The following is a 14,015-nucleotide window of genomic DNA, read 5'->3' as shown; positions in this document are numbered from 1 at the left end:
GGAACCGGGCGTCCCCGGCCGAGCGCGCCGGAACGAGGCGTCCCCGGCTGAGCGTGCCGGGACCGGGCGTCCCCAGCCGAGCGCGCCGGAACGAGGCGTCCCCGGCCGAGCGCGCCGGTACGAGGACCGCGATCGGTGTGAGCGATCAGAGCCAGCCGTTGTGCCGGGCGGTGCGGGCGGCCTCGATGCGGTTGCGGGTGCCGGTCTTGCCGATCGCGGCGGACAGGTAGTTGCGTACCGTGCTCTCCGACAGGTGCAGCCGCAAGGAGATGTCGGAGATCGTCGCGCCGTCGGCCGCCGCGGCCAGCACGTCCCGCTCGCGATCGGTCAGCGGGCTGGCACCGGTGCTCAGCGCGGCGGCGGCCAGCGCGGGGTCGATTGTCCTCTCGCCCGCGAGGACCCGGCGGATCGCCGCCGCGAGCTCCTCCACTGGGCCGTCCTTGACCAGGAACCCCGCGGCGCCCGCCTCCATCGCCCGCCGCAGGTAGCCGGGCCTGCCGAACGTGGTCAGGATCAGCACCCGGCACCCCGGCAGCCGGTCCCGCAGCTCGGCCGCGGCGTCCAGGCCGCTGCCCCCCGGCATCTCGATGTCCAGCAGGGCGACGTCGGGGCGCGCGGCGAGCGCGGCGGGCACGACCCCGTCGCCCCGGTCGACCGTGGCGACGATCTCGATGTCGTCCTCCAGGCCGAGGAGCAGGGCGAGCGCGCTGCGCATCATGCCCTGGTCCTCCGCCAGCAGCACCCTGATCATGGGAGCGTCACCCTCAGCAGGAAACCGTCGCGGTCGTGGGTCTCCAGCGTCCCGCCGTACGCGACGACCCGCTCGGTGAGGCCGCGCAGGCCGTTGCCCGGCGGGCTCCCGCCGCGCCCCCGGCCGTCGTCGCGGATCTCCAGCATCGTTCCCTCCAGGGTGATCTCACAGGTGCGGGCGGCGCTGTGGCGGACCACGTTGGTCACGCCCTCACGCACGGCCCAGCCCAGCAGGGCGTCGGCCTCCGGTGCCGGCCGGTCCCCGGTGACGGCGACGGTGACGGCGATGTCCGCGTCGGCCAGGACCGTACGCGCCGAGGCCAGCTCGGCGGCGAGCCCCCGGCCACGGTAACCGGTCACCGCGGCCCTCACCTCGGTCAGCGCCTCCCTGCCGACGGCCTCGATGTCGGCGGCCTGCCGCGCCGCCGCCTCCGCGTCGCGGGGGGCCAGCCGCCGTACGGCCTCCGCCTTGACCACCATCACCGACAGGGTGTGCCCGAGCAGGTCGTGCAGGTCGCGGGAGAACCGCAGCCGCTCCTCGGCCACCGCGACGCGGGCCAGCTCCTCCCTGGTCTCCTGGAGCTCGTTGATCACCGAGAACAGCCTCAGGACGATGCTGACCACCAGGCCGCCGGTGGTCGTCCCCCAGGTGGCGAGGGAGATGCTCGCCCAGCTCGCCCCCGCGCGCCACATCACCACGACCAGCGCGAGCGTCAGCCCCGTGAGGAGGAGGTAGACGGACCTGCCGCGCAGCACGGTCCCGCAGGCGATGGTCATCAGCGGCGCGAGGTAGAACCAGTTGTGCGCGAACCCCGCCAGCAGCAGGAAGGCCACCGCGAGCAGCCCGACCAGCGCCACGGTCGCCGCGCGCCGCCGGTCGCGGAAGGAGAGGCGGATGCACAGCGCGTACAGGACGGCGAAGGCGGCGACGCCCAGCGCGGCGGGCAGCGCCGGTCGCACATGCCCCGCGGCGAGGTCGCTGAGCGGGGGATAGACGATCAGCAGCCACGGGTAGAAGGCGAGCTCTCCCGGCCCTCTCCGCCCCCTGCCCCAGGACCAGTCCCGCTTCCCGGCCTTCCGCGCCTGCCGCCTCTCTTGCGGTCTCTGCGTCTTCCCGCTCACCCGGCCACTCCTATCACGCGGCTCACCTCACGCGCCCGGCCCGGCGGTAGCCGTGGACCGCCAGGGCCCCGAAGGCGACCAGCCAGCCGGTCAGGACCAGTGCCGTGCCCACCTCGGGCGCCTCCCCGAAGGCGACCTTCCGCGACAGGTCGGCGTAGCCGAAGCTCGGCGTCCACTCCGCGACGGCCTTCAGCCAGGAGGGGAAGCCCTCCGTGGGCAGCCACAGCCCCCCGACGATCGCCATCGACATGTTGGCCGCGATGTTGAGCACGGCGGCGGTCTGGCCGCTGAACAGGTAGCCGAAGGACAGGCCCAGCAGGGTGAAGGGCAGGGAACCCAGCCACAGCAGGAGCACGATCGAGATCCACTGCCAGGCCCCCAGCCGCACCCCGTTGAGCAGCGCAGCCGACAGGCACACGCCGACGATCACGGGCAGCACCACGAGCATCCCGGTGGCCGTCTTGCCCGCGACCACCCGTACCGGGGCCAGCGGGGTGATCCGCAGCTGACGCAGCCAGCCCGCCGTCCTGTCCTCGGCGATGCCGCTGCCGTTGTTGAAGGCCGAGCCGATCGCGCCGAAGGCGGCCATGTTGACCATCACGTAGAGGGCGGCCCAGACGCGGTCGTCGCCCGCCACGCCGAGGTTGGTGAAGATGAGGTACATCGTCACGGGCATCGCGAAACCCATGATCACGTATCCCGGGTCGCGGAGGGTCCTGGTGACCTCCAGCCGGATGTAGCCGAGCATCACGCCTCCACCTCCGTCAGCGCCGCAGCTCCGGAAACCGGTCCAGGGGGCGACTCCGTCAGCGCGATGAAGGCGTCCTCAAGCGCGGCGGGAACGACCTCGAGGTCCCGTACGGCACCCGCGGCCGCCAGCGCCACGACGGTGGCGTCGGCGTCGCGGGTACGCAGATGGGCCCGCCCGCCCCGGATCTCGGCCGAGACGACCCCGGGCAGGCGTTCCAGGGAGGCGGCGTCCCCGGTGGCGGCGACGCCGACCGTGGAGAGCGCGACCAGGCGCTTGATCTCCCTGCTGGTACCGTCGGCCGCGATCCGGCCCCGGTCGATCACCACCACCCGGTCGGCGTACTCGTCGGCCTCCTCCAGGTAGTGGGTGGAGAACAGGATCGTCTTGCCGCGCGCGGCGAAGGCGCGCATGCTCTCCCAGAACTCCCGCCTGGCCCGTACGTCCAGCGCCGCGGTCGGCTCGTCCAGCAGCATCAGGTCGGGGTCCCCGGCCAGCGCCAGCGCGAAGCGGACCCGCTGCGCCTGGCCGCCCGACAGCCGTTCCATCCTGCGACCGGCGAGCCCCTCCAGCCCGGCGGTCGCCAGCACCTCCTCCAGCGGGAGCGGCGACCGGTAGGTCCCGGAGACGAAACCGACCAGCTCGCGGACCGTGGTCCGGGGGACGAGGCCGCCCTCCTGGGACATCGCCGCCAGCCGCCCGCTCCGGATCGCGCGCTCCGGGGAGTCGCCGAAGACGCGTACCGTCCCGGAGTCGGCGGCCAGCAGCCCGAGCAGCAGCCCGATCGTGGTCGATTTCCCCGCGCCGTTCGGGCCGAGCAGGGCGACGGTCTGCCCGGCGGGGATGTCGAGGCTGAGGCCGTCCACGGCGCGCACCGCCTCGAAACGCTTGGTCACGCCCCTGAGGGAGACCGCGTCGTTCGTATCGTTTGCCATGCGAACGACGCTACGGAGAGCACGTGATCCACAGCAGATCCATAGATCCGGAACCACCCGTGACAAATGTCCTGTCACACCCCGGTTTGCCCGGCCTTCAGGCTTCCCCGGGCCCCGGGACCCGACCCCCTCGGGAGTTCCGCGTGGCCGGGCCCCGGTCCTCCCGAGGGGATTTTCAACGCGGTGCCCCGCCCTCCTCAGCCCGCCGGCGTGGCCAGCGTGGCGGCGAGCTCCTCCGGCCTGGAGAACATCGGCCAGTGTCCGGTCGGCAGCTCGGCGAAGCTCCACTCGGGCCCGGCGAGCTCCGCGAAGAACGGGTGGCCGGAGGCGATCATGGCGTGCACCCGCTCCAGCGGGAACGAGCACGTGACGAGCGTCTTGGGCAGCGCGGCCGCGCCTCCCTTGAGCACCAGGGGCTGGGTGAGCGTCCCGTACGGCTGCGGGGTCGCGCGGGAGGCGAACCACTCGCGCTCGGCCTCACCCAGACCCTCCAGGCCGGCCCCGGCCCGCTCCTGCTCCTCCCAGGAGGGGAGCGGGTAGCTCGCCCCGCCCTCCTCGGCGACCCGCCTCTCGACGAACGCCCGCCAGTCGGGCTCGGTGAGGTCCAGCTGGGTCATGCCGTCGGCCGGAGGCCCGCTCTCGACGTAGACGACCCGGGCGACGCGCTCGGGAATCCGGTCGGCCGCGCCGGTGACCGGGGCGCCGGCCCCGCTGTGGGCGACGAGGATCACCTCGGTCAGGTCCGCGAAGACGACGGTGTTGACGATGTCCTGGATGTGGGTCTCCAGGTCGACCTCCGGGCCCGCCAGGTGAACCCGGTCGCCGAGGCCGGTGAGCGTGACCGGGTGGACGTCGTGCCCGGCCTCGCGCAGCGGCCCGGTGACCTTCTCCCAGGCCCAACCGCCGAGCCAGAAACCGGGGACCAGGACATATGTGCTCATCGTGTCTCTCCTCTGTTCGCCTGAATCTCACCCTAGAATCGAATCCGGACAGTATCGGTCCTGATTTTGAGAGGAATCCAGATGACCGCCGCCCGGGTGCTCGCGCTGCTGGAGCTGCTGCAGGCCGCCCCCGGCCTGACCGGCCCCGACCTCGCCGCCAGGCTGGAGGTGGACGAGCGCACGGTCCGTCGCTACGCGGTGAGGCTGTCGGAGCTCGGGGTGCCGGTCCAGGCCGAACGGGGCCGCCACGGCGGTTACCGGCTGCTGCCCGGCTACCGGCTCCCGCCGCTCATGCTCACCGACGACGAGGCCACCGCCGTGGTGCTGGGGCTGCTCGCCGGGCGGCGGACCGGGCTGGCGGTGGGGGAGGCCGCGACCGAGAGCGCGCTGGCCAAGATCCAGCGGGTGCTCCCGCGCCCGCTGCGCGAGCGCGTCGACGCGGTGTCGGAGACGCTGGGCCACACCGGGAACGCGGCGCCCCGGGTGAGCACCCCGAAGGCGGGACCGCTGCTCACCCTCGCCGACGCGGCCCGGCGCCGGGTCACCGTCCGGCTGGCCTACCGCTCCTGGCGCGGCGACGCCTCCGAGCGCGACCTGGACCCGTACGGCATCGTCTTCCACTCCGGCCGCTGGTACGTCGCGGGGCTCGACCACGGCAGCGGGGAGGTCAGGACGTTCCGGGTGGACCGGGTGGCGGGCGCCACGCACACCGAGCGGGACTTCCAGGTGCCCGGCGGCTTCGACCCGGTGGCCCACGTGGTCGGGTCGCTGTCGGCGGTGCCGTACCGGCACGAGGTCAGGGTGCTGCTGGAGACCACCTTGGAGGAGGCCGCCGCGCGCATCCCGGCCGCCACGGCGACACTGGCCGAGACCTCCGGCGGGGTGCTGCTGTCCACCAGGGCCGAACGGCTGGACGGGATGGCCCAGATGCTCGCCGGCCTCGGCTGGCCGTTCACCGTGATCACCCCCGCCGAGCTGCGCGACGAGGTGAAAGCCCTGGCCGCCCGCCTCGTCGCCTTCGCCTCCCCGCCCTGACCTCGGCCGTCCCGATCGCGAGGTCGAAGCCGACGGCCACCTGTGAACCTCGTGCTCGGTCGCGAAGCAGCCGAACGCAGGCCAGATGTTCGTCGATCCCGTCGATCCCGTCGATCCCGCCGATCCCGCCGATCAAGCGATGGAGATCGCGTCTATCCTGTCCACATGCCGATCACGGACGAGGAAGTGGCCCTCGCGGCGGCGGGAGCGGGAGCCGCCGTCGTAAGGGCCATGTACGGCGCGCCGCTGGAGCGCTTCGCGAAGACCGCGACCGACTTCGCCACCTCCGCCGACATCGACGCGGAGAACGCCGTCATCGGCGTCATCCGCGCCGCCCGGCCGGACGACGCCGTGACGGGCGAGGAGAGCGGACGCGCCGGCTCGGCCGGAGCGGAGCGCATGTGGCTGGTCGACCCCCTGTGCGGCACGCTGAACTACGCCGCGCGCACCACGCAGGTCGCGGTGAACGTCGCCCTGCGCGTCGGCCGGGACCTCACGGCGGCCGCCTCGGCCGACCCGTTCGCCGACGAGGTGTTCTGGACGGACGGCGATCGCGCCCACGTCCGCCGCGACGGCGTGGACGAGCGACTCGTGCCGTCGTCCGAGTCACGGCTGGTGGACCTCAACCTCGACCCGCCCTTCCCGAACGAGCCGGACTTCCAGGTGGCCCGGCTGCTCACCGACCCCGGGTTCGCCGAGCGCTTCCACACGCGCGTCCTGTCCACCTCCCTGGCGCTGGCCTGGGTCGCCGCAGGCCGGAGAGCCGCGTACGTCACCGACGGCCACCCGTGGGACAACGTGCACTTCGCCGCCGGGATCGCGTTGTGCCAGGCCGCCGGGTGCGTGGTGACGGGCATCCACGGGCAGCCCCTGCACACCGGCGCGGGCGGCCTCGTCGCGGCGGCCGACCAGGAGACGCACGCCGCGCTCCTCGAACTCATCGGCGCCCAGTTCCCCGCGACTCCGTGAGCACCCGCACGCTGTGCTCGTCAACCCGTAGCTGCGCTCCTGGATCGAGCCTCCCGCAACTGCTCGGTGAGCCGTACGGCGACGCGTCAGGGCACCGGCGCGGCGACGGTGTCCCGGAACCCGGCGGATCGTGTCGGTGGGCTCTGCCATGATCGCCGCATGATCACACCCCCCGGCGACCACGCCTGGTTCTCCGATTCGGGCTTCGCGGAGTCGTACAGCCTCATCTTCGTCCGCGGGCTCACACCCGAGCAGCTCGTGGCCCGGACGGGTGACCGGGCGGAAGACCTCTCCTGGACGACGCTCGACGCCGGTGCCCGCCACGACCACGAACCCGGGTCCGGCGGGGTGACGACCGTCGGTGACTGGGCGTTCACCACGCACTACTACAGCTGGTTCGGCGCCGACGACGAGTTCCTCGTGCCGCTGTCGGCGGGCACCCGCCTGGTCTCCCTCAGCCGCCTCGACATCAAGGGTCTGGAGGACTTCCGCTGGGTGGAGGACGGGGAGATCCGGTTCGGCTTCTGGGCTCAGGAGGGCTACTCCGAGGAGGTTCCCGACGAACTCGCGGAGACCATGAGGCAGATCGACCACGACTACGGGGAGGACAAGTATGAGCTCTACCGGGGGCCAGGGCTCGTCCTGATCGAGCGCCTCACCGGGATCAGGCTCACCCCCCGGATCCTGGACGGGTCCGCCTAACCGTCGGGAGCCGTCTCCGAGCCACCGGCCACCACGTAGGTGTTCCGGCCGCTCCAGCACGTCAACCACCCCGATGCCGGCTCCCGGTGCCGGGGCCTCGGCGGTTCCGCGGCCCGCGGCCATGCCCTACCGCCCGGCCCCCGGGATGGGAGGGGGCGCGTAGTACCCCGGGCCGGCCACCAGGACGTTGTCGAAACAGGTGTAGCGCTCGCGATCCTCCTCGTCATCGTCCTCATCCGGAACCATGGGGCGCCCCAGGCCGATCGACAGTTCCGGGACGGTACAGCCGTAGCCGTCCTCCTCGATCTCGAAGCGCTCCCGCAGGACCTCCACCACCCACTCGGCCGGTACGGAGAACACGTCCATGCCCAGCAGGAACACCTGAGCCCCGGGACGGGTGTCGAAATCACGGAAGATCTCCACGGTCTGGACGACCCCGGTGGAACCGCAGTGGACGACGGCGTCGATGCCGGACCCTCCGCGGCCGATCCTCCAGTCGAGCGGCAGCGCCCCCGGATACGGTGCGTACTCCACGGGCTCACCCCAGGCACGCAACGCGCGCCCGGCCTCCTCCCGGGGGGAGCCGAGCAGAACCGGCCCGACCGATCCCAGCGGGTCGATCCGGATCGTCAACGGCCCCATCTCCAAACCTCCTCGGTCACCCGGCAGACAGGGTAGTCCTCCCTCACCGGGGAAGAGGCGATCGCGAGCGTGCACGGCTCCGCTGGCGGTTTTCAGGAAGGCGACGTTCCCGGCAGGGACGGGACCTCTCACCGCGGCGGCATCTTTCACGAGCTCGACCACCGAAGATCATTCCGCGCGTGTCCCGCAACGGCTGTTCATCGACCTCGGCGTGCCCGGCACGCTCTCGCAGCCGGTGTGGGCGACGGTCCTACTGACCGGCATACGACCTCTCGGCCCTGTCGATCAGGTAGTCGAATGGATGTCGTGTGCGTCCCCAGGCTGAGCCCTGCGGTAGCGTACCCAGACGTCGCCGGTCTTCACGTGGCCCGTGAGTCGCACGATGACACCGTCGGACGCCAGCGGGACCATGGGACGGTTGTGAACGGCACCCATGGACCGCCTCACGACCTCCCTGTCGTCCACTCTCCAGCCGCGTGGCACCACGATGACGATGTCACCGAACCAGGAGGTGACCTCCACGTCGACGAAGACCTCGCGGTGGGGGCAGTCGGCCGTGGTGAAGTCGATGCGCACCCGGCCGCCCCGCCCGACACGGGCGCTGATGCGCGTTGGCACCCGCCAGCGGCCCTCTTGGCGGAGCTTCCTGCTGATCGTGTGCAGCTGGAGCTCGTCCTCGGCGCCCTCTTCACCGGAGACGACAGGGAGGGCGGATGAGAACCGCGGCAGGTCGGCCACCACCTGATCCAGTTCGCCCAGCGTACGGGCCGCATAGGCGAGGTCGATCCGCTCGGTCAGCTCCTCGAAGTCAATTCGTCCCTCGCTGACGGCGGTCCTGAGCTGCTCGGCGACTCGCTCGCGATCATCGTTCCCCGCGCGCACGTGCCTGCGATCGCTCATGCGTCCACCCTAGAAGGCTACGAAGGCGGCGTACGGTGAAGTGCCTGGCCCGGCAGACAGAACTTGTAAGCCGCCCGCACCCCGTGCGGCCTTCGCGACAACGATCCGTCCTGGAGTGACCGCACCACGTGCACGGCCGGAAAGTACGGCCTTTCGCGCCACTGATGGAAGCACCGGTCGTACGACATAGGAGCAACCCCACTAAGTTCTGTCGGAAAGCCCTGGGTCTGTTGCAGGCAGGGAGACGGGAAACGGTCCGTAAGCGGGAGAACGCCGCCCGAGGTCAGTTCACCTGCTCACCGGAGGGGATGGGGAGCTTGAGTTTCCTCAGGGCGCCGGCGAACTCCTCGGCGGGGTCGCCCTTGTAACCCCATGGAGCGGCTTCCCCGACCCGGTTGCCCACCTGGGCGAGATGCCGTGCCGCGAGGTCGTGCGTGTCGGTCTCCCGGAAGAAGACGCCCCCGAACAGATGGTGGGCGTCGAGGTCCCGGGGGTGTGGCCGCGCGTCGGCCGTCCAGCGACGCTCGGCCTCCTTCAGCTCGCCGATCACCGACTCGGAGAAGTACGTCATGCTGAACTTCATGTAGGCCATCATCTTGTTCTGCTCGACGAGACGCCCCTCCTCGCTGAGGAGATACTCCAGGTGGGCCAGCGGGAGCATCGCGGTGAGCGGATTCCCGGCGGGGGCCAGCGCCACCGCCTTCCTGGCGTGCTCGAACATCTCCTCGTGGGAACCGCCCCACTTCTCGGCCACCGCCTGCAACCTGCCCCAGTGGCCGGCGAACAGCGTGGGGCACCGGGAGGTGAGCTCGTCCCAGATCGCGTCCTGTTCCGGACGGCCGAGCTGCATGCCCAGGGCGAACCAGATCATGCACTCCCAGGGCACGGGGTCCTCCGGCCGCGACCTCGCCGCCTCCAGGAGAGGCTCGTGGGCATTGGACAGGGTCGAGAAGAACATCTTGAACCGGTCGCTGCCGACGGCGTTCGCGTAACTGCCGCCGCGGATCGCCCACGCCTCGTTGATGAGGGTGTTGCCGAACCACAGCAGGATGTCCGCGCTGTCTCCGGCGTCGTCGAGCAGCTCCGCGATCGCCCCGCTCCGGCCCACCGCGGCCTGGCTGAGCGCACCTGTCCTCAGCGAGCGCAGCTCGGGATCCTGGTGGGTCTCGCCGAGAAGGACGACCCCCGCCCTCAGATAACCCTCGCCCACCGCCTCGACCGCCGCGTCCAGAGCGGGATCTCGCCACGTGCGTCCCACGATGAAATTGTCGCCGATGAAAGGCTTGCGCTTTCGCCGCCAAAAGATTCCCATAAGGGGTTATTTTTAGCAGTTCGGGTTTGTCTGGTCGCCATGATTTACGAAATGCTCCCGTCGGACCGGACACCGTGTGGCCGTCCGGTGTCCGGCGGCTCCCCGGCCTCGACGGCGCGTTCCCCGCTCCACAGCCGCCGCATCTCCGGGCAGGTCTTCAGCAGTTCGGTGAGCGGGCCGTGACCGGCGATTCGGCCGCGGTCGAGGACGACGACCTGGTCGGCCCGCTCCAGCGCCGCCCGCCGGTGGGAGACCACCAGCAGCGTTCCCGGCCCGCGCCCGTCGCGGGCGGCGTCGGCGATCCGCTCCCACAGCAGCCTCTCGGTCTCCACGTCCAGGGCCGACGACAGGTCGTCGACGACCAGCAGGTCCGGCGCCCGCACCAGGGCCCGTGCCGCGGTCGCCCGTTGCGCCTGGCCACCGGACAGCCGCACGCCACGGGAACCGACGACCGTGTCCAGGCCCTCCGGCATCCCGGCCAGGTCCTTCTCGAACGCCGCCAGCTCCAGCGCCAGGCCGAGCCGGTCGTCGTCCGGGGGCCGGCCCAGGAGCAGGTTCTCCCGCAGTGACTCGGAGAACAACCGGGGGACCTGGCTCGCGTACGCCGCGCGGCCGGGGATCATGAACGTCCCGGGGTCGCCGACGGGCCGGCCGTTCCAGGTGACCGTCCCGGCGTCCAGCGGCACCAGGCCGAGCAGGGCGCGTACCAGCGTCGTCTTGCCCGAGCCGACGGCGCCGGTGATCACCGTGAACGACCCTCGCGCCACCCGCAGGTCGACCGCCCGCACGCCGCGGCCGCTCCCGCCGTGACGCACGGTCAGCCCGCGCGCCTCGACGACCCGGAGCGCGTCGCCGTGGTCCGGCGGCGTCGTGGCGGGAGGCGGTTCCCGGTGGAACCAGACGTCATCGCCGCGCGAAAGGTCGCCGGCGTCCTCGTACGGCGCCATCAGCCGGGTGAGCCGTTCGGTGGCGACCGCGCCCTGGGGCAGGCGGTGGAGGATCACCCCGATGGTGCGCGGCAGCGCCGTCAGCCAGCCGGCATAGGTGGTGAACAGCGCGAGATCACCCACCGTGAAGTCGCCCCGGCGCATCGCCGACGCGCACAGCAGCAGTACGAGACCGATGCTGATCTCGACGGTCGCGCCCGTCGCGGTATCCAGGACGTCGGTCGCCAGCCGGTCCCTGACGGCCGCGTCGCGCCGCCCCCGGTTGCGCTCGCGCAGCCGCTCCAGCACCGCCTCCTCGGCCCCGGCGGTCTTGATCGCCAGTACGCCGCCGAAAGTGTCGCCGATGTGGGCCGTGACCGCCGCGCCGAGCACCCGGGCACGATGGTGCAGCCGCCGGATCACCTCGTTCAGCAGCCGGCTCAGCACGCCGACCGCGATCATCGGCACCAGCAGCACCAGGGTGATGACGGGGTCGATCGAGGCCATGATCACCAGGGCGGCGCCGCCGAAGAGGGTCGAACCGGCCAGCGGGACGCTCTCGTCGGTGAGGTTGACCAGGTCGCTCACGTCGTCGCGGAAGCGGGCGACGGCCTCGCCCGGCGAGTGCGGCAGCCGGTTCGCGGCGGGTCCCCGGGCGGTGAGGATCGAGCGCAACGCGTTGGCCCGCAGGAGGGTCGCGGCGGCGCACCACCAGTGGACCCCGTAGGACCACGCGACGACGAGCACCAGGCCGCGGACCACCTCCACGCCCACGAACGCCGCGCACAGCCACAGCGACTGCTCCAGGCTCGCGGCACGATGCCCGCTGATCTGGTCGAAGAGCCGCTGCAGCACCAGCCCGCCGGCGAGCGGGATGACGCTGACCGGCATCCACAGCAGGGCGCCGATCAGGTACCGGCGCAGGTCGAAGCGGACGAGCCGGGCGACCACCAGCATCACGGGCCTCATCGGACCACCCCCGAGACGTCCAGCATCCGGGCGAACCGGCTGCGCGGGTCCGCGACGAGGTCCTCACGGCCGCCGTACTCGACGACCCTGCCCCGGTCGATGACGGCGATCTTGTCCACCCGCGACAGGGAGGAGAGCCGGTGCGCGACGAGCACGCCGGTCCGGCCGGTGAGCAGCCGGGTGACGCTCTCCTCGACGTGCCGCTCGGTGGCCGGATCGAGCCGGCTGGACGCCTCGTCCAGCACGACGAGACCGGGGTCGGCCAGGAACGCCCGCGCGAACGCGAGCAGCTGCGCCTCCCCGGCGGAGACGCCACCCACCGGCCCGCTCTCCGGACCGCCGCCCAGCCGGGTGTCGAGCCCGTCGGGCAGGCCGGCCAGCCAGTCGCCGAGGCCGACATCGGTGAGGACGGCGCGCAACCGGTCGTCGTCGGCCAGTGGCCTGAAGAGGGTGAGGTTGTCCCTGACGCTGGCGGCGAAGAGCTGCACGTCCTGGGTGACCACGCACATCCGTCCGCGCACCGACGCGAGATCGGCGTCCCGCAGGTCCAGCCCGCCGACCCGGACGGTGCCCTCGGTCGGGTCGTACAGGCGCAGCACCAGCCGGGCGAGGGTCGTCTTGCCGCTGCCCGTACGGCCCACCAGGCCGAGCGTCTCGCCCGGCGCCAGCGCGATCGTGACGTCCGACAGGACCGGTTCGCCGTCGGCGTACGCGAAACCCACGCCGTCGAGGCACAGGGCGAGCGGTCCGGAGGCGGGCAGCGGCAGCGGGTCGGCGGGGGCGGGGAGCGTGCGCCGCTCGGCCAGCAGGTCGCCGATGCGCGTGATGCCCGCCAGCGCCGCCTGGTATCCCCTCAGCTGGTCGATCAGCCGCTCGAACGGCGCGCGCACCATCTGCGTGTACTGGAAGAGCAGCACGGCGGTGCCGACAGTGAGCGTCCCGGACTCCCGGGTCCACGCGGCGAGGCCGAGCAGGATCGCCGTACCGGCCGCGAACGCCACCGTCGTGCCCGCGAGGATGACGGTCCCGATCCGCGCGTCCCGGAACTCCGCGTGGTACAGGCTCGCGGAGGCACGGTGGAAGCGGTTCACGGCGTGCTCCCCGGCGCCGTTGGCCCGGATGTCCTCCACCCCGGCCAGCCGTTCCTCGAGGCCGCCGAAGAGCGCCGCGAGCTCCGCCCGCGAGCGGGCGGCCGACGGTACGGCGAGCCGCTGCGCGCGGGCCATGCCGAACCCGACCAGCGCGCAGTACGCCAGCAGCGCGCCGCCCAGACGCGCGTCGACGGTGAACACGACGACGAGCACCCCGGCCAGGAGCAGGAGACCGGCCACGACGTCCAGCAGGAAGGCGACGACGAACTCGGCCACGGCGACCACGTCGCCGTCCACCCGCTCGATCATCTCGCCGGGCGTCCGGCGGCCGTGGTAGGCCATGTCGAGGCCGAGCGCGTGCTCGGCGAGGTTCTCACGCAGCCGGTTCGTGCCGTCCCAGGCGAGACGGCTCGCGAGCCAGGCGGTGACCACGCGGGCGGCCTGCCCGGCGAGGGCGAGCGCGAGGTAGCCGAGGGCGATCAGCGTGAGGTGGCGGGTGCCCGCCCCGCCGATCGCGTCGTCGACGAAGCGACGGGTGATCTGGGGCGCCGCCAGCGGCAGCGCCGTCGCGGCGGCGACGGCCGCGGCGAGGGCCACGGCGGAGCGGCGCCCGGGGCGAAGGTGGCGCAGGACGGCGCGCCGGGCCGAGGCGCCGGTCTCGTCGCCGGCCCCGGCGGCGTGGGGCGGCCGCCCGGCCAGGCTTGTCCTACCGGCGTCTACGCGCGCCGAAGTCGTCGGGTCGGGTGTTCTCACCAAGCGTCATGTCCTCTGGATGGATGGGATTTCCGTTCCGGGAAAACACGAACGCTTCGCGCATTTCCTTCTCCTTGATCGACCGGCCGTCGCCAGAAGTCCAGCAGAGGGTCATCCGGGAGGGCAACCGATTTGTTGGAGCCCGGCGGCCCCCGGCCGTTCCTCCGCAGGGTCCGGCTCGGGACGGTCGATCGCGGCGGGGGGAGGCGCCGGTGCGTAG

13 protein-coding genes are annotated in these 14,015 nt (G+C 72.3%); 3 read left to right on the top strand and 10 right to left on the bottom strand.

The genetic code is table 11. The features are described from left to right. Positions 1-145 precede the first annotated feature (145 nt). The 5 genes from ACFYWM_RS08895 to ACFYWM_RS08875 all read right to left on the bottom strand — a co-directional run bounded on the left by ACFYWM_RS08895 (position 146) and on the right by ACFYWM_RS08875 (position 4,496). Positions 146-751, bottom strand: a complete 606-nt coding sequence (locus tag ACFYWM_RS08895) for a response regulator transcription factor (protein WP_389910880.1) — start codon at positions 749-751, stop codon at positions 146-148. Then, a complete protein-coding gene (locus tag ACFYWM_RS08890) occupies positions 748-1,872 on the bottom strand; it encodes a sensor histidine kinase (protein WP_389910877.1) in 1,125 nt (374 codons plus the stop codon). The genes ACFYWM_RS08895 and ACFYWM_RS08890 overlap by 4 nt, the downstream gene beginning before the upstream one ends. A gap of 22 nt (positions 1,873-1,894) precedes the next feature. Beyond that, positions 1,895-2,620 carry an ABC transporter permease gene (locus ACFYWM_RS08885; RefSeq protein WP_389910874.1) on the bottom strand — a complete coding sequence of 242 codons (726 nt, stop codon included), beginning with the start codon at positions 2,618-2,620 and terminating at the stop codon, positions 1,895-1,897. Further along, positions 2,620-3,555 (bottom strand): ABC transporter ATP-binding protein, encoded by a 936-nt coding sequence (locus tag ACFYWM_RS08880; RefSeq protein ID WP_389910870.1) that lies wholly within the window; start codon positions 3,553-3,555, stop codon positions 2,620-2,622. The genes ACFYWM_RS08885 and ACFYWM_RS08880 overlap by 1 nt, the downstream gene beginning before the upstream one ends. Before the next feature lie 197 nt (positions 3,556-3,752). Then, a complete protein-coding gene (locus ACFYWM_RS08875) occupies positions 3,753-4,496 on the bottom strand; it encodes an alpha/beta fold hydrolase (RefSeq protein WP_389910867.1) in 744 nt (247 codons plus the stop codon). Positions 4,497-4,577: 81 nt separating this feature from the next. Between ACFYWM_RS08875 and ACFYWM_RS08870 the strand changes: the two genes are divergently transcribed. The 3 genes from ACFYWM_RS08870 (at position 4,578) to ACFYWM_RS08860 (ending at position 7,202) form a co-directional block, all read left to right on the top strand. Beyond that, on the top strand, positions 4,578-5,531 hold the full coding sequence (locus tag ACFYWM_RS08870) for a helix-turn-helix transcriptional regulator (protein ID WP_389910864.1): 954 nt from the start codon (positions 4,578-4,580) through the stop codon (positions 5,529-5,531). 165 nt (positions 5,532-5,696) lie between these two features. Further along, the gene (locus ACFYWM_RS08865; protein WP_389910861.1) at positions 5,697-6,500 is read left to right on the top strand and encodes an inositol monophosphatase family protein; all 804 of its coding nucleotides are present in this window, start codon (positions 5,697-5,699) and stop codon (positions 6,498-6,500) included. Between the two features lie 159 nt (positions 6,501-6,659). Continuing rightward, positions 6,660-7,202, top strand: a complete 543-nt coding sequence (locus ACFYWM_RS08860) for a DUF6461 domain-containing protein (RefSeq protein WP_389910858.1) — start codon at positions 6,660-6,662, stop codon at positions 7,200-7,202. A 126-nt stretch (positions 7,203-7,328) separates the two neighbouring features. Here the strand turns inward: ACFYWM_RS08860 and ACFYWM_RS08855 are convergent, their stop codons facing one another. The 5 genes from ACFYWM_RS08855 to ACFYWM_RS08835 all read right to left on the bottom strand — a co-directional run bounded on the left by ACFYWM_RS08855 (position 7,329) and on the right by ACFYWM_RS08835 (position 13,795). Next, positions 7,329-7,844 (bottom strand): hypothetical protein, encoded by a 516-nt coding sequence (locus tag ACFYWM_RS08855; protein ID WP_389910855.1) that lies wholly within the window; start codon positions 7,842-7,844, stop codon positions 7,329-7,331. Between the two features lie 285 nt (positions 7,845-8,129). Beyond that, positions 8,130-8,744: a DUF1707 domain-containing protein gene (locus tag ACFYWM_RS08850; RefSeq protein WP_389910853.1), complete on the bottom strand. Its 615-nt coding sequence runs from the start codon at positions 8,742-8,744 to the stop codon at positions 8,130-8,132. Positions 8,745-9,027: 283 nt separating this feature from the next. Further along, positions 9,028-10,002: a hypothetical protein gene (locus ACFYWM_RS08845; protein WP_389910850.1), complete on the bottom strand. Its 975-nt coding sequence runs from the start codon at positions 10,000-10,002 to the stop codon at positions 9,028-9,030. Between the two features lie 98 nt (positions 10,003-10,100). After that, positions 10,101-11,951 carry an ABC transporter ATP-binding protein gene (locus tag ACFYWM_RS08840; RefSeq protein ID WP_389910848.1) on the bottom strand — a complete coding sequence of 617 codons (1,851 nt, stop codon included), beginning with the start codon at positions 11,949-11,951 and terminating at the stop codon, positions 10,101-10,103. Next, positions 11,948-13,795 carry an ABC transporter ATP-binding protein gene (locus ACFYWM_RS08835; protein WP_389911126.1) on the bottom strand — a complete coding sequence of 616 codons (1,848 nt, stop codon included), beginning with the start codon at positions 13,793-13,795 and terminating at the stop codon, positions 11,948-11,950. Before ACFYWM_RS08835 ends, ACFYWM_RS08840 begins: the two co-directional genes overlap by 4 nt. Positions 13,796-14,015: the final 220 nt, after the last annotated feature.

This window comes from Streptosporangium sp. NPDC002721 (assembly GCF_042888905.1).
Lineage (GTDB): Bacteria > Actinomycetota > Actinomycetes > Streptosporangiales > Streptosporangiaceae > Streptosporangium.
Note: the sequence above shows the minus strand (reverse complement) of the source record. Positions and strands in the feature narration are given on the sequence as shown.